General features: G+C 71.4%; 19 protein-coding genes and 1 tRNA gene. 12 read left to right on the forward strand and 8 right to left on the reverse strand.

Features of this window, described 5'->3' with window-relative positions; translation table 11 throughout:
- Positions 1 to 188: 188 nt before the first annotated feature.
- Both AAHZ94_RS01425 and AAHZ94_RS01430 read right to left on the reverse strand, forming a co-directional pair.
- Positions 189 to 260 (reverse strand) — tRNA-Leu (locus AAHZ94_RS01425).
- Positions 261 to 504: 244 nt separating this feature from the next.
- Positions 505 to 1,005 (reverse strand): winged helix-turn-helix transcriptional regulator, encoded by a 501-nt coding sequence (locus tag AAHZ94_RS01430; protein ID WP_349989968.1) that lies wholly within the window; start codon positions 1,003 to 1,005, stop codon positions 505 to 507.
- Positions 1,006 to 1,093: 88 nt separating this feature from the next.
- Between AAHZ94_RS01430 and AAHZ94_RS01435 the strand changes: the two genes are divergently transcribed.
- Positions 1,094 to 2,302 carry an MFS transporter gene (locus AAHZ94_RS01435; protein WP_349989987.1) on the forward strand — a complete coding sequence of 403 codons (1,209 nt, stop codon included), beginning with the start codon at positions 1,094 to 1,096 and terminating at the stop codon, positions 2,300 to 2,302.
- 226 nt (positions 2,303 to 2,528) lie between these two features.
- On the opposite strand, the gene AAHZ94_RS01440 is transcribed toward AAHZ94_RS01435, so the two are convergent.
- From AAHZ94_RS01440 to AAHZ94_RS01450, 3 genes are all read right to left on the reverse strand, one after another.
- Positions 2,529 to 3,311 (reverse strand): hypothetical protein, encoded by a 783-nt coding sequence (locus AAHZ94_RS01440; RefSeq protein ID WP_349989969.1) that lies wholly within the window; start codon positions 3,309 to 3,311, stop codon positions 2,529 to 2,531.
- A gap of 250 nt (positions 3,312 to 3,561) precedes the next feature.
- Positions 3,562 to 4,143 (reverse strand): HD domain-containing protein, encoded by a 582-nt coding sequence (locus AAHZ94_RS01445; protein WP_349989970.1) that lies wholly within the window; start codon positions 4,141 to 4,143, stop codon positions 3,562 to 3,564.
- Between the two features lie 20 nt (positions 4,144 to 4,163).
- Positions 4,164 to 5,264: a helix-turn-helix domain-containing protein gene (locus AAHZ94_RS01450; RefSeq protein ID WP_349989971.1), complete on the reverse strand. Its 1,101-nt coding sequence runs from the start codon at positions 5,262 to 5,264 to the stop codon at positions 4,164 to 4,166.
- Between the two features lie 206 nt (positions 5,265 to 5,470).
- Between AAHZ94_RS01450 and AAHZ94_RS01455 the strand changes: the two genes are divergently transcribed.
- The 3 genes from AAHZ94_RS01455 to tgmC are packed head-to-tail and all read left to right on the forward strand — an operon-like array spanning position 5,471 to position 7,761.
- Complete coding sequence (locus AAHZ94_RS01455; protein WP_349989972.1) at positions 5,471 to 5,635, forward strand: putative ATP-grasp-modified RiPP; 165 nt, start codon at positions 5,471 to 5,473, stop codon at positions 5,633 to 5,635.
- Between the two features lie 3 nt (positions 5,636 to 5,638).
- On the forward strand, positions 5,639 to 6,598 hold the full coding sequence (gene tgmB, locus AAHZ94_RS01460; RefSeq protein ID WP_349989973.1) for an ATP-grasp ribosomal peptide maturase: 960 nt from the start codon (positions 5,639 to 5,641) through the stop codon (positions 6,596 to 6,598).
- Positions 6,595 to 7,761 carry an ATP-grasp peptide maturase system methyltransferase gene (tgmC, locus tag AAHZ94_RS01465; RefSeq protein WP_349989974.1) on the forward strand — a complete coding sequence of 389 codons (1,167 nt, stop codon included), beginning with the start codon at positions 6,595 to 6,597 and terminating at the stop codon, positions 7,759 to 7,761. The genes tgmB and tgmC overlap by 4 nt, the downstream gene beginning before the upstream one ends.
- A gap of 27 nt (positions 7,762 to 7,788) precedes the next feature.
- Here tgmC and AAHZ94_RS01470 read toward each other — a convergent pair whose 3' ends face one another.
- Positions 7,789 to 8,439 carry a TetR/AcrR family transcriptional regulator gene (locus tag AAHZ94_RS01470; RefSeq protein ID WP_349989975.1) on the reverse strand — a complete coding sequence of 217 codons (651 nt, stop codon included), beginning with the start codon at positions 8,437 to 8,439 and terminating at the stop codon, positions 7,789 to 7,791.
- A gap of 99 nt (positions 8,440 to 8,538) precedes the next feature.
- On the opposite strand from AAHZ94_RS01470, the gene AAHZ94_RS01475 reads away from it, so the two are divergent.
- Positions 8,539 to 9,210 carry a CatB-related O-acetyltransferase gene (locus AAHZ94_RS01475; RefSeq protein WP_349989976.1) on the forward strand — a complete coding sequence of 224 codons (672 nt, stop codon included), beginning with the start codon at positions 8,539 to 8,541 and terminating at the stop codon, positions 9,208 to 9,210.
- A 133-nt stretch (positions 9,211 to 9,343) separates the two neighbouring features.
- On the opposite strand, the gene AAHZ94_RS01480 is transcribed toward AAHZ94_RS01475, so the two are convergent.
- Positions 9,344 to 9,997, reverse strand: a complete 654-nt coding sequence (locus tag AAHZ94_RS01480; RefSeq protein ID WP_349989977.1) for a histidine phosphatase family protein — start codon at positions 9,995 to 9,997, stop codon at positions 9,344 to 9,346.
- 551 nt (positions 9,998 to 10,548) lie between these two features.
- Between AAHZ94_RS01480 and AAHZ94_RS01485 the strand changes: the two genes are divergently transcribed.
- On the forward strand, positions 10,549 to 12,591 hold the full coding sequence (locus AAHZ94_RS01485) for a LuxR C-terminal-related transcriptional regulator (RefSeq protein ID WP_349989978.1): 2,043 nt from the start codon (positions 10,549 to 10,551) through the stop codon (positions 12,589 to 12,591).
- A gap of 327 nt (positions 12,592 to 12,918) precedes the next feature.
- Here the strand turns inward: AAHZ94_RS01485 and AAHZ94_RS01490 are convergent, their stop codons facing one another.
- Positions 12,919 to 13,731 (reverse strand): AfsR/SARP family transcriptional regulator, encoded by an 813-nt coding sequence (locus tag AAHZ94_RS01490; protein WP_349989979.1) that lies wholly within the window; start codon positions 13,729 to 13,731, stop codon positions 12,919 to 12,921.
- 868 nt (positions 13,732 to 14,599) lie between these two features.
- On the opposite strand from AAHZ94_RS01490, the gene AAHZ94_RS01495 reads away from it, so the two are divergent.
- From AAHZ94_RS01495 to AAHZ94_RS01520, 6 genes are all read left to right on the forward strand, one after another.
- Positions 14,600 to 14,860 carry an acyl carrier protein gene (locus AAHZ94_RS01495; RefSeq protein ID WP_349989980.1) on the forward strand — a complete coding sequence of 87 codons (261 nt, stop codon included), beginning with the start codon at positions 14,600 to 14,602 and terminating at the stop codon, positions 14,858 to 14,860.
- A 205-nt stretch (positions 14,861 to 15,065) separates the two neighbouring features.
- On the forward strand, positions 15,066 to 16,403 hold the full coding sequence (locus AAHZ94_RS01500) for an IS701 family transposase (protein ID WP_349989981.1): 1,338 nt from the start codon (positions 15,066 to 15,068) through the stop codon (positions 16,401 to 16,403).
- A gap of 64 nt (positions 16,404 to 16,467) precedes the next feature.
- Positions 16,468 to 17,070, forward strand: a complete 603-nt coding sequence (gene rdgB, locus AAHZ94_RS01505) for an RdgB/HAM1 family non-canonical purine NTP pyrophosphatase (RefSeq protein ID WP_349989982.1) — start codon at positions 16,468 to 16,470, stop codon at positions 17,068 to 17,070.
- Positions 17,071 to 17,575: 505 nt separating this feature from the next.
- Positions 17,576 to 18,292 (forward strand): class I SAM-dependent methyltransferase, encoded by a 717-nt coding sequence (locus tag AAHZ94_RS01510; RefSeq protein ID WP_349989983.1) that lies wholly within the window; start codon positions 17,576 to 17,578, stop codon positions 18,290 to 18,292.
- Between the two features lie 243 nt (positions 18,293 to 18,535).
- Positions 18,536 to 19,567: an MOSC domain-containing protein gene (locus tag AAHZ94_RS01515; protein ID WP_349989984.1), complete on the forward strand. Its 1,032-nt coding sequence runs from the start codon at positions 18,536 to 18,538 to the stop codon at positions 19,565 to 19,567.
- Positions 19,560 to 20,844, forward strand: a 1,285-nt coding sequence (locus AAHZ94_RS01520; protein ID WP_349989985.1) for a cytochrome P450, incomplete at its 3' end; no start/stop codon positions are given. The genes AAHZ94_RS01515 and AAHZ94_RS01520, both read left to right, overlap by 8 nt.

The following is a 20,844-nucleotide window of genomic DNA, read 5'->3' on the forward strand; positions in this document are numbered from 1 at the left end:
TGGAACCGTGTCGCGGTTGGGTGCGGTCACGGCGCTGTGTCCAGCAGTGCCGCGGACCCGCCCAGCCACCCACCCAACCCACTGACCGTCAGCCACCGCAGCGGGCCTCTCGACAGTCGGCTGTGGTGGCGTGGCGGCCTGGGAAAAGAGAGAGGGCCTCGCACACACGGTGTGCGAGGCCCTCAAACTGGAGCGCCCGGCAGGCCTTGCACCTGCATTTCCCGCCGGTTGGCGGACGTCTTGCCTTGGACCACAGACGCGCAACCCCTCCGCTGAGCATCGTTCAGTGTGAAGATGCCGCGCGGTGAAGCGATGCTGATGATCATACAGGGTGTGCTCGGGGCCTGCGCACACGCCCAAGCGGTGCCGCCGGAAAACCCGCCGGAAAGGCGCCGCATCCCCCCGCGAGTCGCCAACGGCGTGGAACTCGGGTGTAGCCTCCAGCCTCCAACTGTGCTGCCCGCAAGTGGAGTTGCCCTGGCGTGGGGATGAGATGGACCCGGGTCACCCCGCCTCGTTGGGTCGCTGGTCGGGTGTCACCGGCTGCTCATCAACCTTCTGTACGTGGGTGGTCTCGCAGGTGAGCGGGGTGCCGTCGACGCCGGTCGGGGTGACGTCGGGTACCCGGGTGCCGTGCTGGTCGAGCAGTGTGGAGTGGGGCTCGTCCGGGTCGAAGGCATGGCGCTCTCCCCACTGGCGCAGGGTGAGGACGACCGGGAACAGGTCGCGCCCGGCGTCGGTGAGCACGTACTCCTGGCGGCGGCCCGACGGCGCGGTGCGCTGGGCGAGCAGCCCGTGCGCGGTGAGCTTGCGCAGTCGATCGGTGAGGATGTTGCGCGCGATTCCGGTGCGCCGCTGGAACTCGGTGAACGCCCGTACGCCGTCCATCGCGTCGCGGATGACGAGCATGCTCCACCGGTCGCCGATGAGGTCGAGCGTGCGGGCGACGGGGCAGGGGGCGTCCGTCCAGTCGACGGCGGGCGGGTTCGTAGTGGCCCGTGACATGACACCTCGCAATGAGTTGCGGATTGAAACCATCATGCCGTACGGTCAAAGCAGTTGCAATCTGCTACTAAATTTATCTGGGGGCACGATGGACGTATGGCGGCGGCTGTTGCTGGCCGTGGTGTGCGGCGTTGCGGTGGCAAGCGTGTACGCGGCGCAGCCCGTGCTGGAGCCGATGGGGCATGACCTGGGGCTTTCGGCCTCGCTCGCCGGATGGATCGTGGCGATCGGCCAGTTCGGTTACCTGGCCGGCCTGGTGCTCCTGGTGCCGCTCGGCGACGTACTGGACCGGCGGCGCCTGATCGCCGGACACCTGGTCGTCACCGCGGTGGGCACGGCCGCGGTGGCTGTGGCGTCGGCGGCGTGGGTGGCTTTCGTGGGCCTCGCGCTGGCCGGGGTGTTTGCGGTCGTCGTGCAGACCACGGTGGCCTACGCGGCCTCGGCCTCGGCACCCGCCGAACGCGGGCACACCATCGGCGTGGTGACCTCGGGCGTGGTGGTGGGCATCCTCGGTGCGCGGGTGGCGACCGGCGCGCTGGCCGACGCATGGGGTTGGCGGAGCATCTACCTCGCGCTCGCGGCGCTCTCGCTCTCCCTCGCCGCCCTGGTCCTGTACTTGCTGCCGGCGGAAGGGCGCTCCCGCCCGGCGGTGGGCGCGGGGTACCGGAGGGCGGTCCGCGCGCTGGGTGGGTCGTTTAGGGAGCCGACGTTCCTGACGCGCGGACTGATCGCGTTCTTCCTGTTCGCCTCGTTCGGCGCGCTGTGGAACGGCCTCTCCCTGCCGTTGGCGGACGCGCCGTGGCGGTTGACCGAGAGCCAGATCGGCCTGTTCGGCATCGCGGGACTCGCCGGCGCGCTCGGCGCGGCCCGGGCGGGCCGCTGGGCGGACGCGGGCCGCGCGATCCCTGTCTCCGGCCTCGCCCTCGGCCTGCTCGCCCTCTCCTGGCTCGCGATCGCCCAACTGCCCCGGTCGCTGTGGCTGCTTGCGATCGGCATCGTGGTTCTCGACTTCGCGGTCCAAGCCGTCCACGTCAGCAACCAACACCTCCTGACCGCATCCCACCCCGACCGGACCAGCAGCGTCATCGGCGGCTACATGGTCTTCTACTCCCTGGGCTCAGCCCTCGGCGCGACCACGACCACCGCCCTGTTCACCACGCACGGCTGGACCGGCTCCAGCCTGCTCGGAGCCGGCTTCGCGGTGTGCGGATTGATGGTGTGGGCGGTTGGTGCGCGGGTGGGAGGTGGCGGGGTGGCCGTGGATCGGGGGCGGGAGGTGGAACGGGTTGGAGGGTGAGGGGTTGGAAGGTGAGGCGGGTGCCTGTCGATTTCCCGACGGTGCTGCTGGGCGGGCGTGGGTATGGGTGTGATGGGCCGCCGCCCGAGCGTTCGCGACCAGTGCGTGGGCGCCCGAGGATGGGAGGGCGCCGCGTCCGCTGGTGGGCTGCCGGCCTGGTCGTCGTCAGGTCCGACGGTCAGGCCGGCAGTTGCCGGGTGTGGAGGCCGGCCCCGGCCCGGGTGGGTCAGCCGTTGGGGTAGGCCGCGGTGATCATCTTCTGCCGCAGGACCTGCCACTGGGCCGCCATGTCGTGGACCAGGTACAGGTCCCGGCGCCTGGTCCAGGGCTGGCCCGACTGCGGGTCGTAGGTGTCGGGCATGTCGAAGCCGCGGGGCGCGTACGCGGTGATGCCACGGTCGCGGGTGGTCTGCACGCACCGCTTGACGTGGTCGCGGAAGCCGATCACGCCCGCCGTGCCGATGCCGCCGGGAAGGTGCCGACGGGCTTCGGCGACCTGGGCCGCGACGCCGTCGGTGCTCAGATAGGTGATGGTGCCGTCCGGCTCGATCACCGGCTCGATGGAGGTCACATCCTTCATCTGGTGCTTGTCCTTGAGGAACCGGGCGATCTCCCACTGTGCGTAGACGGGGATGCGCCGGCGTCGTCGAATGCGGGCAACCGTGTCGGCCAGCTCCTCGTTGACCGGCCCGGGCTCCGGAAGCACCTTCGTGGGGTCGCCACCGCCGACCGCAGGGCGGTTGCCGAAGCCGTAGGCGACAAGGAAGTCCAGCCTGCCGAGAGGGGCGGTCTCCGGCTCCCACTCGAACCCCACGTCGTACAGGTGGGGAACCAACTCGGCCGCTGTGTCCCGGTCCTCCAACTCTCCGGCCAGGGCTTGCAACATCCGGTGCGGCAGTTGCCCGGCGGGCTGCCCACCGCCGGGTCGGCCGTGCGCGAGTGCCGGGGTGGCGGCGAGGGCTGCGGGGACGGTGGTGGCCAGGACGACGGCGAAGTCACGGCGCTGCATGGGGGCCTCTCTGTGGGTGAAGACCCGACCGTCGCCGGCAGCGTTGAACGAGGGTTGAACGACCCGTGGCGCCTGACCGGCGGGAAGACGGATACGGAGGCCGCGTCCGTCACCCCCCGCTCACCCCCCCCCACCCCCACCCCGAACCACCGAGAACGCCCCCGCCGCGGCGGCCAGGGTTGCTGCCGTTGCGGCGTGTTCGGGGAGGTGGGGGTCCGGGGGTGGGGCGGCGGTGTGGAGGCGGGTGGGGTCAGCGCAGATAGGTCTGCTGCCACTCGATGGAGGTCATGCTGAGTGCGGCGTCGGCGAGGGCGTGCGCGGAGGCGGTTTTGAGTTTGGCGACGCTGGTGTCGATCCAGGGTTGGACGTTGGTGCAGCCCTGCTCGCGGTATTCGACGGCTTGGAGGAGGCATTCGAGCTTGTCGGCGTCATGGGCGCAGACGACCTCAAGAGAGTCGCCTTTCTCGTACTCCTCCACGATGCGTTGAGCTCCGGCCTTGACGGCCGGGTGCGCGGCGGAGACCTGGTCGGCGGTGACCCGTTCGTTGCTGGTGGCTTCGAGGTAGCGGCGGCCGATGTGTGGAATGTCGCTGACTCGGGTCTCCTGGGTGTCGTGCCACAGGCCCAGGAGGGCTGTCTTTGCCGGGTCGGCGCCCTCCATCATGGCAAGCACGGAACCGATGAGGGCGGTCCTGAAACTGTGCTCGGCGATGGTCTCGGGGTCCTTGACCCCGGCAATCCACCACCCCGACCGTTTGGCGCGCTTGAGCATTCCCATCTCCAGCAGGAAGCCTGCCGTGCCCTTCGCCTGCTCCTGCTCCGTGTCCGCCATGAAGTGCGCCCTCCGATGTGTCATGTGCGCTTTTCGCGTAGAAGGTCGTGCAGTGAACTCAGTTCCCGGCGGGTGCGAGGTGGGCCCTCGCCGTGGTCCAGGAGTTGGACGACACGTTCGCTCAGGTCGTTCGTCAGGCCGGGGTCGGCCAGGGGCAGCCACGGCTTGGTGGCCAGTAGCGCCCAGAGTGAGTGGGCGTAGAGGTCGAGGTAGGTCGGGGCTTGGTGGAGGCCGGTGGCGAGACCGTGCAACAGGCGTACGGGCTCCCAGTTGACGGGTCCATGCAGCATGAAGCCGTCGTCCGGCTGTGGTTCTCTGATGGAACCGAGCCAGTATGCCCAGTAGTTGAGGTTGGCCGTCTCGGCTTCGTCGTCGCCGGCAAGGTCGTTGGCGATGAAGTCCAGCAGCGGCTGGCGGTCGCCGAGACGAGCCAGGGCCGTTGCGGTTGACCGTGCGGTGGCCCATTGCGAGGTCCCACCGCGGACCGAGATCAGACCGCGACGGGTGTGAAGCGTGTGGCCCATCCACGAGGTGGCTTCGGGGGACCGGTCATAGGAGCACAGGTAGAGCGCTTGGCGGTGCAGGAGCATCCCGTCGCCTCCGGCGCGTAGGGCACATTCAGCGATGTCCCGAAGGCGGGAGAAGAACGTGGTGCGATCGAGTGCCGGGAGCAGTGGGGCGACGGCGACCGGCCCGCGGCGTCCTGGCTTGCGCCGGTGGGCGAGGCAGGGAGGCGGGACGCCGTTCACCGCCCAGGCGATCATGTGTGCCGTGTCGCGGGTGTGCACCCAATCGGCCAGCGGGTGCCGATCGCGCTCCGTTGGCTGGAGCGTTGCGGCGATGACGCGGTCCGCGTCCATGGCCGGATCGAGGAGGCGGAGGACCTCGGGGGCGGCGCCCAGCGCGAGGAGGCGATGCCGCAGATGACGGAGGACGCCTGCCTTCACGTTGGCCAACGGCCGCCGCCCAGTCTCCCAGCCCTGCCAGGTGGCGAGGTCGACGCTCATCGCTTCGGCTATGGCGACCTGTGTCCGGTCCGTGCTCTCCCGGGCGAGACGGAGGACGAACCCGGCGATCGTGCCCGTGGTCGTACGCCCACGCGTCACTCTGCTCGCGGCCATGCCGCCCCCTGGGCCCCTCGGTCGACCAACCCGTACTCAGGATCAGTCCTACCGCATTCACGGTGACCGTAGCGTGTAGTTCGACGGCAGTCGCTCTCTGTCATGAAGGAGGCCATGATGGATACCGCAGTGGAGACCGACGTTCGGCCCTGGGGGGCGGTCGGCTTGCCCCCTACCCGACCACCACCCGCCGCCCGTTCGTATCGGTGACGCTCGACCCCCAGTCCCAACTCGGCGTCTACACCGACCGTGACGGCCGGCCGGTCGAAATAGGCAAGCACGGGACCGGCAAAGGCACCGAGACGAGTACCTACACCAATCTGGACTCCGCGCCCGACCAGGGACACGACCAGGACTCCGAACAGGACTGACCCATGGCCGACCAGAGGCCGGTGCTTGTGGCCACGGAAGCGGACGACTGCACCGCCGACATGGTGATCACCGAGCTGAACAGGCGGGAGGTGCCGGTGGTCAGAGTGAACCCCGCCGACATGGGCCCGGGCCTGACAGTCTCCGCTCGGTTCGGTAGCTGCCCGGCCCCCGTGGCCGGGCACATCCGCACCTCATCGAGGAGCGTGGACCTGACCCGGATCCGGTCGGTGTACTGGCGCCGCCCGACCTGGCCCACCTTCGAACACCTGGGCCCCGACGACGCGCGGTACGCCGTGGCCCAGACCCGCTACGGTCTCGGCGGCATCCTGTACGCCCTCGACGCTGCGCTGTGGGTCAACCACCCCCAACGCAACGCTGCCGCCGACTACAAGCCGGCCCAACTCGCCCTCGCACACAGGCTCGGGCTCGCTGTCCCGCCGACACTGGTGACCAACGACCCCGACGCGGCACGGGCGTTCGTCACCCGCTACGACCACGTCATTTACAAGACGCTCCGGTGGACGCCCTACCAACGTGCGGGAGTTCCCCTCACTGGGTGGGCCGACCTGGTGACCGCGGCTGAGCTGGACGAGAGCGTGGCCGTGGTGCCGCACCTGTTCCAGGCCGCCATCGACAAGGTGGCCGACCTTCGCGTGCTGATCGTCGGTCGCCAGATCTTCGCCGTACGGATCGAGTCGGGGATGCTGGACTGGCGCAAGGACTACTCTGCCCTGGTCTACCGCGTGGTGGAGCTGCCCGATCGGGTGGCGAAGGCGCTTCTGGCCTACCTTGACCACTTCGGCCTGGTCTCGGGGAGCTTTGACCTCGCCGTGGGGCGGGACGGCCGCTTGTGGTGGCTGGAGTTGAACCCCAACGGACAGTGGGGCTGGCTAGAGGAACCCACCGGCCTTCCGATGTCCGCCGCCTTCGCACACCTGCTGACACAGGGAGTCACGCCATGACCGACACCACCCTTGAACGGCGCGCCCTCGCTGAGCGCCTCGCGCGAGCGGGCGTGCTCACCAGCCCCGGCTGGCGGGCCGCGGTGGAAGCGGTGCCGCGTGAGCTGTTTCGTCGCCCCGGGGTGTTTCTCCCCGTGGGTGGCGGCCGGTGGCGTACGGTCACGGCGTCGGGGACCGAACCGGGGGAGTGGGTACGGATCGCCTACCGCGATGAGTCACTCACCACCCAACTCGACGGGCAGCTCACCGCAGACCAGGCAGGTGACCTCGTGACAGGCTCCCCGACCTCCTCGTCCACCACCCCGGTCACCGTCGTGGACATGTTGGAGAAGCTGGAAGTGGAGGAGGGACACCGGGTGTTGGAGATCGGCACGGGCACCGGCTACTCGGCCGCCCTGCTGTGCTTCCGACTCGGTGAGGACAACGTCACCACGGTCGAAGTCGACCCGTACGTCGCAGCCCGTGCGGATGCCGCCCTGGAGCTGGCCGGCTTCTCGACGTGGACCGTCATCGGAGACGGGCTCCTCGGCCATCCCCGCCGGGCACCGTACGACCGCACGATCGCCACCTGCGCGGTACGCCGCATCCCCCATGCCTGGATCAGGCAGACCAAGCCGGGTGGCATCGTGCTGGCCACGGTCGGCGGTTGCTGGCACTACGGCACCGGACTGGCCAAGGTCACGGTCGCCGCTGACGGCACCGCCCACGGCCAGATCATCGGCCGTAGCTCCTTCATGCAGGCCAGGTCCCAGATCCAGGTGCCGATCGGCGGTGACCTCTCCGCGCGTACCGCCTACCCGGACAGCGAGCGTGCGACCCAGGTGTCCCCAGTGCTGCTGGACGAGTGGATGCCGGCCTTCCTCGCCCAACTCTCCACCCCCGGCGCGCACCTCACCCGCGCCACGTCGGCGGGCGGTCAACGGCTCTACCTCTTCGACCCCGACCGCGAGTCCTTCGCTTCTTTCACCCAGAACGACACCGGCTGGACGGTGCGCCAAGGCGGTCCGCTGACCCTGTGGGACCGGATCGAGCGGACCCTCACCGCATGGTTGGCCGCGGGCAGTCCCGACATCACCGCGGTACGCGTGCACATCAGCCAGAGGACCCACACCTACTGGATCGACGGCCACCCCGCCCTCCGCTGGCAGCACCACCTCGGCTGAGCGGGGGCGGACGCCTGGCGTATCCGCTCACCCACCCCCACCCCGAACCACCGAGAACGCCCCCGCCGCGGCGGCCAGGGTTGCTGCCGTTGCGGCGCGTTCGGGGAGGTGGGGGTCCGGGGGTGTGCGGAGGAGGACCAGTTGGTGGTAGATGGGGGCCGTGGCGAGGAGGAGTAGGGCGTGGGCGTCCGTGTGGGGGGTGGGGAGTTCGCCGCGCGCTCGCGCGCGTTCGATGAGGACCTCGCACTGGGCGTAGCGGTCCGTCCACAACCGGGTCTGGGCGCGGGCAGCCCGTTCGAAGTGGAACGAGGCGGCCATCAGGGCCACCGCGAACGACGGGCGGACGAGCAGGGAGTCCTGGATCTCCTGGTTGAGGGCGGTCAGGTCGCCGCGCAGCGAACCGGTGTCCGGCGGTTGCCAGTCGATTTCGCCGGTGGCGTCGATGAGGTCGACGAGGAGGCCGCCGACGTCGCGCCACCGCCGGTAGACCGTGGCGCGGTGCACCCCGGCCCGGGTCGCGACGCCCTCCATCGTGAGGCTCTCGTGGCCGTTCTCGGCGAGTTCGGCGCGCACCGCGTCCAGGACCTGGGTGCGGACCCGGGCGGAGCGACCGCCGGGGCGGCGGTCCGACGGGGTGTCCGACGGCGTGTTCAACGGAGTGTCCAGAGGCTCTGTCATCGGCGATCCGTATTCGGTTGAGCGCGGCGGAGGGGTGTGCCAGCATCTTAACGCGACACTTGTCGCCGAAGAGTCGCCAGAGAGGAACCACCCACCGCAATGCCCCCCGTGCCTGCTGTCCCTGCCCTCCCCGCCGATCCCACCGTGCTCCACCCCATGCCCGAGCATCCGCGCGTGGTGCTGCTCAAACCGCTGGTGACATCGCCGCTGATCGAGGTCGGCGACTTCTCGTACTACGACGACCCGGACGACGCGACCGCGTTCGAGACGCGCAACGTCCTCTACCACTACGGGCCCGAACGGCTCGTCATCGGCAGGTACTGCGCCCTGGGGACCGGCACCCGCTTCATCATGAACGGGGCCAACCACCGCATGGACGGCCCGTCCACCTTCCCCTTCCCCACCATGGGCGGCTCCTGGGCGGAGCACTTCGACCTGATCACCGACCTGCCCGGGCGGGGCGACACGGTCGTCGGCCATGACGTCTGGTTCGGGCACGGCGCCACCGTCATGCCCGGCGTGCGCATCGGCCACGGGGCGATCGTCGCCGCCGGCGCCGTCGTCACCGCCGACGTTCCCGACTACGGCATCGTCGGCGGCAACCCCGCCCGGCTCATCCGTACCCGCTACGACGCCGCGGACGTCGCCCGGCTGCTCGCCGTGGCCTGGTGGGACTGGCCCGTGCAGCACATCACCACGCACCTGCGGACGATCATGTCGGGAACCGTCGACGAGTTGGAGGAGGCCGCCGCGCAGCTCGACCGGCCCTGACGGGGCTCGGTGTGGGGGCTGATACGCCGTGACTTCCCCGCGCTGTGAGCCTCGCCGGCTGCCGCCCTCAGGGTTGGACTGTTGCCTCCAGGGTTGGAGCCGATCCTCTTCAGGACAGGGGAGTGGCGGGGGGCTACTGCTCCGGCCGGGACCGTGGGGGTAGGCCGGGGCGGTGGTGGCCGGGGTTGGCCCCTGTGCCCGTGCCCGTGCCCGTACCGGTGTCGATGTCGGTTGCCGTGCCAGGCCAGCCAGCGGGCAGCGTGTAGTGCCAACCCTCCTGCCAGTTGAAGGGGGCGTCGACCAGCTCTTCGATCACGGCTCCGGTCAGCAGGCAGTCGAGCGCCCACTTGTTCGCCGAATGTGCGATCAGGAGTACGCGCCGGCCGTCCTGGACCCCGGCCAGGTCGTGGAGGAAGTCGTTGGTGGCCCGGATGACCTGGCGGTAGCTCTGGCCGCCCGGGTAGGGGGTGTCGATGCGCCGGGCGCGTTCGGCCGCCACCACGGAGACCGGGCCGCCGTTGAGTTCGCCGTAGTCACACTCGCGCAGCCTGGGGTCCCGGTGCACGGGGACCGTCGTACCGGCGAAGGCGATGTCCGCGGTCTCTACGGCGCGGTGCAGGTCGGAGACGTAGACGGCGGCCAGGCCGGTGTCGCGGCGGCGGGCGCCGAGTTCGGCGGCGAGGCGCCGGCCCCGCGCGGACAGCCGGCCCGGCAGCCAGCCGGACGCGATGCCGTTCTCATTGTCCTCGGTCAGTGAATGGGTCTCGTAGATGAGGTCGACTGCCATGCGGGGACTCCGTTCCGTGGGGCGGGCTCGGGCGTCGGGTGGCGGTGGGCGGCGAAGGTGTCCGTGGGTGTCTCCGCCCTGCGGTCCGTGTTGGGTGTGCTACTTGCCGTACGGCACGGGGCGGGGCACACCCTCGCTCCGGTGTACCGCCCGCCACGCCGCCAGCGCTTGGGGCCATCCATCCGATCGTGCCGTGCGCGGCGTCTGCCGTCTGCGGCCTGGCCGCGCCATCTGTTGTCAACTACCTGTCGTGTACTTCCTGCGGCCCACTCCCCGTGCCCCCTGCGGTCTGTCGACTGGCCCCAGTCGCCCGTCGCCATCACGGAGGTGCGCGCCCGGCAAGGGTGGCGAAGCCTCCTGGTCGCGGGCCCGGCGGGAGGGACTTTCGTCGGATATGCGGTGGGTCGAGAGACCTCGCGTATCACGGCCGTATCACCGGAGCATCCGCAGCGGCGCGGGAAGCGGAGCGGGCTTGTTCGGATGTCGAGCGGTCGGTAACACTCACGATGCAACGACGAGAGCTGGCCGACCGAAGCTGGTGAACACCTCGCATGCCGGACTACCTGATGCCGCGGAAGCCGCCGCTGGACGCGCCACCGGAGTTGGCTCAACTGTCGCCGGACGCAGTGGAGTTCGCCCAGGCCGCCGCGCTCATCGGAGAGGCGTTCACGCTGCAAGAGGTCGCTCGCGTGCAGTCGGTGACGGCGCTGTCCATGATGGCGGCGCTCGAAGAGACCATGGCGGCGGGCGTGATCGGATTCACCGGGAACGGGTTGACGTTCCGCTCGCCAGGCCTGCGCCACACGCTCAACGCCCGGATTCCCGCCCGCGTCCGGCAGGCCCTGCTGCGGGGCGCCTCGTTGCACCGGCCCGCCGGGTCGGCCGCGGTAGCACCGGACCCCGACGACCGTCCCCGGCCGCCCGTCACCACCGGGTGGGCGGCGCCGGCGGCCCGCGCGCCCGACCAGACACCGGAGCCCCTGGTCTCGGCCCTGCTGCTCTGTCGGGAGGGCCCCGGCCGGCCGCTGGACGCGCACACCGTCGCGGCGTTGAGCCGGGCCCTTGACCGGGCGCCCGAGCCCGTCGACGGCACGCCGGGCGACGGCGGTGACCTCGCGCGGATACTCGCCCTCTTCGGCTCGGGCGAGTCGGAGCAGCGGGAACGGGCGAAGGCACTGGTCGCGACGGGGGAGCGCAGTATCGCCACGGTGGTCGCCGCCCTGGTGCTGACGAATCTGGACTGGGTCGCGGGCCGGGTCGACCAGGCGCTGGAGTGGTGCCGTGCGGCGCTCCGGTTGGACCAGGGTGTGCTGCCCCTCGCATGGCGCCCGTACCCGCTGCTGACGCTGTCCGTCATGCTCATCCACCTCGGCCGCTTCTCGGAGGGCGCGGCGCACCTCGCCCGTACCCGGCGACTGGCCGAGCGGCTCGACCACGCGTGGGCGCTGGCGGAGGCGTCGATCACCCGCGGCCGGCTGCTCGTCGGCATGGGACGTACGGAACAGGCCGAGGCGGAGATCCGGGCGGGGGTGGCCCGGGCACAACGGGCCGACGCCCATGTTGCCGCCGCCCAGGGCCTGTCGTTGCTGTCGCACGTGACGCTCGACCAGGGCCACTGGTCGGAGGCGGCGGACCAGATCTGGCAGGCCCGCTCGGAGATCATGGCCCAACCCGGTGCGCTGGTGCGCCACGACTGGGCCGACTTCCGGGTGACCGCGGCCGGCATGGACGCCGCCGGGGCGGTCGGGCTGCTGGTGAAGCGGTTTCCGCAGCTCCTGACCAAGACCTCCGTGCTGTTGCTCGATCCCGGGCGGGCCGCCCATCTGGTGCGGCTGTGCCGGGCCGCGGGGGAGACGGCGCTGGCCGAGGCGGTCACCCGGCGGGTGACGCGGCTCGCGGACCAGAACCCCGGGTACGCGGGGATCGCCGCAGCGGCCGGGCACGCCCGGGGGTTGCTGCACCGGGACGTCGACGCGCTGGAGTACGCGGCCATCGAGCACAGCGTTCCGTGGGCAGCGGCGGCGGCCAGCGAGGACCTGGGCACCCTGTTCCTGGAGCGGCCGGCGGAGCGGTTCGTCACGCGCCGACACCTGGGGGCGGCGTTGGAGGGGTACCGCTCCATCGGCGCCTTCGCCGCCGTCACCCGGGTCGAGACGCTGCTCAGACATGTGGGGAGCGGCGGGCCGCAGCAGACCCGGCGGGGTGCGCAGACCGTGGCCCCCGCGCCCCCGTCCGCGCCGGCTCCGGTGCCCGCCCCTGCTCCCTCGCCCGCTCCGACCTCCGCGCCCGCGCCCGTACCCGCCCCTGCGTCCGTACCCGCCCCTGCCTCCGCCCTCGCACCCACACCCGCGGCCACACCCACACCCGCGGCCGGCCCGGCCAGGCGGCTGGGCCGGACGGGTGGCACCCGGCCGCGAACCGAGTTGACGGAGATCGAGCACCGCATCGCGAGCCTGGTCGCGGAGGGCCTGACCAACCAACAGGTGGCCAACCGGGTCGCCCGCTCCCCGCACACCGTCAATTACCACCTGCGCCAGATCTACCGGAAGCTCAATGTGGACTCCCGGGTCAAGCTGGCTCGTGCGCTGAACTGAGCGGAGTGGGTGCACCGGCGGGTGGCTGTGCCGGGCCGGGCCCCGTGCTCGGCCGTGCCGTGCCGTGCCGAGTTGGGTTGGGTTGGAGCAGGCCGGGGGCCAAGCAGGGTGTGTCGTACGTGTGGGGCGGTTCGCCCGACAGATGCCAGTGGTGCCCGGGGTCCGGACCTGTCGGTGGTGCCCGCGGCTCAGGCACCACCGGCAGGCGACTGCGGCGCTGCCGCGCAGTCCTACCGCGTACCGCCGTGCCCTTGCAGGGGCGCCCTCCCCGACTGTCGACGGCTCGGCTACGGGCGTGTCGCGGCGGTGTGGATGCTCCTATAGACGTCAGGCGGGGATTCGGGTCTCCTGCGGATAGGTCCCGTTGTTCAGCTCCGGGCTCTGCACCAGGATCTTCCGCTCCAGGGTGCGCAGGAACTGCGAGGGTTCGATCCCGAGTTCCTTCGCGAACTTCCGCCGGATCTCCCGGTAGGCGTGCAGCGCGTCCACCTGCCGGCCGGACCGGTAGAGGGCCGTGATGAGCTGGAACTGAAGGCGCTCCCGGAACGGGTAGGCGGTGGTGTGGGCCATGAGTTCCGGCAGGATGTGATGGTGCCGGCCGAGCCTGAGTTCCAGGGCGAAACAGTGCTCGAACGTCCCCACGCGCTTCTCGTCGAGGCGGGCCGCCGCGGCCCGCAGCAACGGGCTGGTCAGTCCTTCGGCGGCCGGGCCGCGCCACAGGTCGAGTGCGGTGCGCAGCAACCGTACGGCCTCCGCACGGTCCCCCGCGGCCTCCACCTTCCGCGACGCGTCCAACAGGTCGCTGAAGCGGTGCGCGTCGACCCGGTCCCGGGCCACGGCCAGGCGGTAGCCGTGGCTTTCGGTGCTGATCAGACCCGGTGTGCCCGCCTCGGTCAGCCGGCGGCGCAGCCGCGACACGCAGATGCGCAACTGGGCGTCCGCGGTCTTGGGCGGGTGGGCGCCCCAGATGCCTTCGATGAGCCGGCCCGCCCCCACGGTGTTCCCGGCGTCCAGCGAGAGCATGGCGACGAGCGTCTGCTGCCGCACTCCCGCGATGCTGATCCGCCGGCCCGCCACCAGGACTTCCGAGGTGCCGAGAAGACCGAAACAGGGCCCCGAGTCGAACCGTTCCAGTTGCATACTGCTCCCTTGGCGATCCGATGAGTGACAAAGCAGCACGGTCATGCCGTCGTGCGACGGGGCGGACGTCGGCCGAGGACGTCGGCCGGAACTGCGCGTGGCCCGGTTCTCCGAGGAAACGTCCGCCCTGGTCGAAGAGAAGGGTGCGGAGGGGAACCGCCTGACAGAAGGAACTGCTCCACGGGTACGGGAAGCTTCTGTTCGACCCATGCGGGCAACGGCGACCGGGGTGCTGCTTTATCGACAAGGGTAAGCCGTGCAGTGTCTCGGCCACCTTGTCCAGGACCATCTTGGCGTAAATGCACTGGCCCGTTTGCTGTATGCGGCGGCGGATCGGCAGGGCCGAGGCCATCCGGACGACGGGGAACGGGGAAATCCGGCCATGCCGCTACCAGGCGGTTTCGGCCGCCCCAGGGTGTGCGCGGCGGTCGTCTCGTACGTTCCGGCGCGGACTCTCGGGCGGTGCCGGGCGGTGCCGGGCGGTGCCGAGCGGGGCCGTGCAGGGTGTGTCACGTCCGTGGGGGCGGCGGGCCGTGGACGGTGGGTGCCGAAACCACTCGAAGAGGTAGGTGGTTCGCGGCCGTCCCTACTCGGTCGTGCGGTGCCCGGGGCGGGGCGGGGTGGTTACTGTCGCGGCACGGGTGCGGGAAGGGGATCGTCCGCGGTCACCAGGGCAACCGCCGGGACGAAGGGGGCCCCAGGCGGAGAAGGCGGAGGTGTACGCCCGTTCCGACGGCGAGGCGCGACGGGCAGGCCCGACGCCGCGTACGGGCAGGGTGCAACACCCGTACTCGACTCGTACCCGTACTGCCCCGACCGTGTCCGACGTGCCGTGCGCGCCCTTCCGATGAGCGAAAGGAACAGCACTGTGCCCCAACCCGCCTCGGGCTCCGTCGATCTGGAAGAACTCCGCAGCTTGCTGGCCGTCACCTTCGAGCTGCCGCCCGCGGAGGTCACCGACGACGCGCAGTTCGCCGAGGACCTCAACGCCGACTCGCTCGCCGTCCTGGAGATCGTCACCCGGCTGGAGGACCGGTACGGCGTCGCCGTCTCGGACGAGGAGTTCACGAACGTCACCACCCTGCTCAGCGTCCGTGAACTGGTCCGGCGCAAGCTCGCGCAGGCATGACCACACCCCGATCGGCGGCCCGCCGCTGTCCCAGGTCACCGGCGGCCTTGCCGGCGCATCGACCGGGCCGCGGTGACGCACAGGACGAACCGGCGAACCCACCCAGCCGGCGAACCAACCGAACTAACCGCACCAGCCGAGCTATCCGAGCCAACCGCACCAGGCGAGCCAACCGAGACAGCCGGAGCGAAAGGAGAGGCAGGCGATGACGGTCCACACCCCTTCCGGTACGGGCCTCGGCCGGGGCCCGCTGGCTCCGCGGCGCCCCACGGCAGCGGCCAGCAACGGCGCGGCGCGGGGGTCCGCGGGCCGTCCGTGCGCCGATCCGACCCGTACGGGCGGCCCACCCGAGGTGCCGGAGGACTTCTGCACCGAGGTGTTCGCCTCGCTGCGGCGCAAGGACCAGCGGCGCAAGGCCCGGCAGTACCTGTACGGACTGCTGGCGGCGCAGGGCCGCAAGTCCATCAGGAACGTCGCGGCGGTCACGGGCGATCCGGCGGCGGCGCAGAGCCTGCACCACTTCATCGCCGACTCGACCTGGGACTGGCGTCCCCTCCGCGCGGCCCTCGCGGCCTGGGCCGAGCGACGGCGGCCGGCCCGTGCGCTGGTCGTACACCCGCTGACCATCCCGCGGGCCGGAAACCAGTCCGTGGGTGTCGACCTGCTGCCCGACCCGCGGCACCGGAAGACCTTCCACGGCCAACTCGCGTACGGTGCCTGGCTCGCCTCCGCCGAACTGGCCGTACCGGTCAACTGGCTGCTGTACCTGCCGGAAGGGGTCGCGCCCGCCGCCGGGCGGGGTTCGCCGGCCGCCGGCGGCAACGGTACGCAGGGGTGGGCCGCGACGGCCGCCCTCACCACACCCCGTGACGTGGGGGTGAGCGGCAAACCGGTGGTGCTGAACGTGCCGGGCAGCGCGAACCGGGCCACCTTGGCGCGGTTCGCCTACGACGCGACGCCGGTCCTGGCCAGGGCCGCGCTCGACACCCGGCTCACGGTGGCCGACCTCGGCATGCCCGGCTACCGGCGCGGCTGCTTCTCGGCGCAGGTCATCCTGGAGGCTGCGCGCAGCGCCCGGCAACCCGTGTGGCACACGGCAGGGGACGACCCGCGGCCCGCGACTCCCACCCTGGCCGTCGCGGTGCCGGTCCGGCTGGCGGAGGAGGCAGCGGCCGGTGCGCGACGGCTGTTGGTCGGCGAGTGGGCGGACCCGGCCGGGCCACCCGAGCGCGTCTGGGTGACGGACCTGGTCGACACGCCCCTGCAACGGCTGGTGGAGTACGCAGATCTGGCCCGCCGCGTCGACCACGACGTGGCCCGGGCCGTCGAATCGGTCGGGTTGCGCGACTTCAGCGGCAGGTCGCTGGCCGGCTGGCACCGGCACGTCACGCTGGCGTCCGCCGCCTACACCGCCGCCCGGCACGGCCGCGAACCGTCCGCGACCGCCAGCGCGGGCGGGACCGGATACCAAGACCGTGGGGCACCGCCGGCCAGTACCGTGCCCACCCGCCCCCGGGTCGGATCGCCAACGCCTGCTCCCTGACCGACAGGCGCGCGCCACCGTCCCCACCGTCCCCACCCCTCTAGCCGGATCGGATACTTGAGCCATGAACACGCTGATCCTCGCCACGCGCAACGCGGGCAAGCTCGTCGAGTTGAAGACCATCCTCAGCGAGGCGGAGCTCCCGTACGACCTGGTGGGCGCGGATGCTTATCCGCACATCCCGGACGTGCCGGAGACCGGGACCACCTTCGCCGCGAACGCCCTGCTCAAGGCCCATGCGCTGGCCCGCGCCACCGGGCTGCCCGCCATAGCCGACGACTCCGGCATCAGTGTCGACGTGCTCAGTGGGGCGCCCGGCATCTTCTCCGCCCGCTGGGCCGGCCGGCACGGTGACGACGAGGCCAACTGGCGGTTGCTCCTGGCACAGTTGCAGGACATCGCCGATCCGCACCGCACCGCCCGGTACGTGTGCGCCGCCGCGCTCGCCCTGCCCGACGGTACGGAACGGGTGACCTTCGGGGAGTTGCCCGGCGTGCTGCGCACCGGGCCCGAGGGCACGGGTGGCTTCGGCTACGACCCTGTCTTCCAGCCACTGGGCGAGACGGTGACCGCGGCCCAACTGGACGTCGAGCGCAAGAACGCCATCAGCCACCGGGGCATCGCGTTCCGCGGGCTCGTCCCGCACATCAGGGAACTGGCCGGCTGAGCCCCGGCCGAGCAACCCACCGGCGTACCTACCGAACTGCCGGTCGAGCCACCCACCCGGCAGGCCCATCGACGTAACTGCCGACTTGTCGGTCGAGCAACCCATCTACGTACCTGCTGAGCAACCCACCGGGTGACCCATCGACGTCATGCGTGGGCCGGGAATGTCCCTTCCCGGCCCACCATGCCCTTCTCGACACCGCTCGACACCCGTACGAGAAATTCCCGAAGCCGCTACCTGCCACCCCCGCGCGCCAAATTCAGCGGGGCCCTTCGGCATGCCCGAATGGAAATAGGTAAGCCCTTTCGGGAACGGTCGGACGGAGAATGCGAACACCCTTCCCCAACCTGACACATCACGCCACCCATGCTTTACAGAGCCAGCCATCCAGGCAAATGATCGAAAGGTAATTCCCGTTCCCGTGCATTCATGGCATCCAGGGGTTGGAACGCATACGCGGAACGGGTGCGGAAACTGGCGCGACAACCAGAGAGAGGACGCACGGATGAGCCGCTTCGAGGCCATGTGGGATCGCTTCTGGACCGACCTTCCCCCGACGCCGGGCGCATCGCCCTGGGACGTGGATCCCACCTATGTGGCCCACGCCCACGTGCACCTGTTCGGCAGTGTGCTCGACCCGACGAAGCCCGTCATCGACGTCGGCTGCGGGGACGGCGCGCAGACCGCGGCCATCGCCAGCCACTTCGACCGGGTCATCGGCGTGGACGTGGCGCCCAGCGCGGTGGAGCGGGCACGCAAGCACCACAGCGCGCCCGGCGTCGAATACGAGCAGCTCGACCTGCTCCAGCCCGAGCAGGCCGCGGCGCTGCACGAGCGGATCGGCGACGCCTCGCTGTACGTCCGCACCGTCCTGCACGCCTTCACCCCGGACGAACTCGACCGCGCGGTGACCTCCCTGGCCCACCTGGTCGGCACCACCGGCGGCGCCTTCTTCTACGAGCTCGCGCCGGCCAGCAGGGACTTCATCCTCGGCCAGCTCAAGGGCTCGGGCGGCCCCGCGGAGAAGTTCGGGTTCGTCTTCGACCGGGTCCCGCTGCCCGTCGCCCGCGAGGACGACGCGCTCCAGCGCAAGCTGGAGGCCGCCGGCTTCGACATCGTCTCCACCGCCCCGCTGGACTACCAGGGCACGGTCACCACGGACGGTCGGCACGTGAACGTCCCCGCCTTCTTCGTCATGGCCCGCGCCCGCGCCGCACAGTGATTCCGAGCACGTCCCACGCGATGTGAACCCCGACCGGCATCGACCTTCTCTTTCCGCGCGGCGCGCCCAGGTGCCCCAGCGGGCCGGAATCCTCCCGGACCGCTGGGGCACACCGGGCGTTGTCTGAAGGGGCGGTCACCATTCGGCGGGCCCGCATTTTCCGGTGGAATGGACATGGGAATACCTGACACATTAATCAGACCGCGGTTGATGGCTTGTCACATGCCGCTTAGCGTCATTCCCATGGGAAATGTGATTTCGGTCAACACGGGCCCGATCGTCCCGGCTGAATTCGCCAGGCGCCGCGGCAGGTCGGCCATCAAGAAGCTCCCGACCACGGGCCGCGTCAAGGTGGGCCCGCTCGGCCTTGAGGGCGACGAGCAGGCCGAGTACTTCCACGGCGGCGAGCTCCAGGCGGTCTACGCGTACGCGCGCGAAGACCTCGACTGGTGGTCGGAGCGCCTGCAAAGGCCGCTGCGCAACGGCGTATTCGGGGAAAACCTCGACCTCATCGACTTCGACGCCAGCGGGGCCGTACTCGCCGAGAAGTGGCAGGTCGGCGAGGTGCTTCTGCAAGTCATGGCGCCCCGCATGGCGTGCGGCACCTTCGGCGGCTGGATGCAGGAGACGGGGTGGGCCAAGCGCTTCAACGGCGCCCGCCGCCCCGGCGTCTACCTCCGGGTGCTGGAGGGGGGCAGCGTCGCGGTCGGGGACCGGGTCGAGGTGGTGTGGCGCCCCGCCAAGCACGTGACGGTCGCGGAGGCGGTCGGTGCCATCCTCGATGAGCAGGACGTGCTCCGGCGCATCACCACCATGGCCGACGAAGAGCCCGAGTGGGACCGCGCCGCCATGATGTTCCACGTATCGAACCGCACCAGGAACCGCGCCGCAGCAACGAGCACCACCACCCCGGAGAACGCCACCGCCGGCACCCCGGCCCCCAGCGGCACTTCGGCCCCGGCCGCCCCCACCAGCAACCCAGCGCCGGCCACCACCGGCAGCCCGGCCACCACGACGGGCACCCCGACCACCTCGGCCACAGCCCCATCCACCTCGACCACCTCGGCCACAGCCCCAACCACCCCAACCACCCCGGCCGCAACCCAGACCCCCACCGGCCCGGCGCCGAAAGCCCCGACAACCCCGACGACTTCGGCAACCCAAGCAACCCAAGCCGGCCCAGCAACCCAAGCACCCCCGGCACCCCCCACCCAGCACGCCGGGCAGGAGGCACCCGCGACACCTGGCCGCCCCGCCGGAGCCGTCGATGCTTGACGTATTCGGTGACTTCAGCCAGGACGACCCGGCCACCGCGCTCGCCGAGGCGGCTGCCGGCTGCCCGTACCAGGCGGCGGCCGAGAACGGCGGCATCTACGCCTTCCGCGCCGACGACGTACGCCACATCATGTCCAGCCCGCAGTTCTGGTCCCAGCGCTCCACCGACCTGCGCCTGGCCCACCTCCCGGACGCGGACCGCGAGCGGCGCGCCCGGCTCAAGGCGTTCTTCGCCCACTGGCCCGTCTTCTCCGACTCCGACTACCACAAGCGCATCCGCCTGGTCACCCTGCGCCTGCTGCGCGGCATCGTCACACCCCAGGTGCGCGCCAGCTACGCCCGGGTGGCCGACGAACGCCTGGCAGCCGTGGGCGGGGCGCCCTTCGACTGGCTGACGGAGGTGGCCCGCCCGCTGGCCCGGGGGGTCGTCGCCGCCATGACCGGCCAGGCCGGCGCGCCCCCCCTCATCGAACTGAGCCGCGCCGTGATGGACGAACTCGCCACGGCCCGCCTCGACATGGAACGGATCGAGCAGGCACTCGCCTCCGTCGAGGGGCGGCGCGACTGGCTGGACGCGGCACGCGCGGCGCCCCCGACACCGTTCGTCGCCGGCATCGCACGCCTGTGGGACGACCCCGACTTCGGCCCGGAAACCGCCACCGCCCTGCTCACCCAGGTCGTCACCGGGGCGCACGATCCGACGCTCGCCGCGCTGTGCGTGGTGGGGGAGCGGGTCACCCACGACCAACTCGACCACCTCTTCCTGCCCCGGCTCAGGGAGGAGGTCTTCCGGCTCGCCACCCCCTTCAGGTTCGCCAGCCGCTACGCCCGCGAGCCGGTCACCGTCGGCCCCTACGAACTGGCCGTGGGCGACCGGGTCAACCTCTGCCTCGCCACCGCCAACCTGGACCCCGAACACCACCGGGACCCGCTGCGCGTCCAGGACCGCGGGGCCGCCGCACGCTCCCTCACCTTCGGTGCCGGCGACCACTACTGCCCCGGCGCGCCGCTGGCCCGCTCCGCCGTCGAAGCCCTGCTGGAGGCGCTGAAGCGGGCGGGCGTCGCGTTCCGCGCGGAGCACGTCGAGCGGGAACCGGAACTCCCCACCCTGCGCTACCGCACCCTGCGCGGACGCCTGGTGCGCCCCGTACCCGCGGCCCCCGGGCCGCCGCCCCCCCCCGCCCCCAGCCCCCCCCCCCCGGGCCCGCCCCCCCCCCCCCGCCCCCCACCCCCCCCCCCCCGCCCGCCGGCCGCCCCGGCCCCCCCCCCCCCCCCCC

This window comes from Streptomyces sp. HSW2009 (assembly GCF_040240285.1).
Taxonomy (GTDB): Bacteria; Actinomycetota; Actinomycetes; order Streptomycetales; family Streptomycetaceae; genus Streptomyces.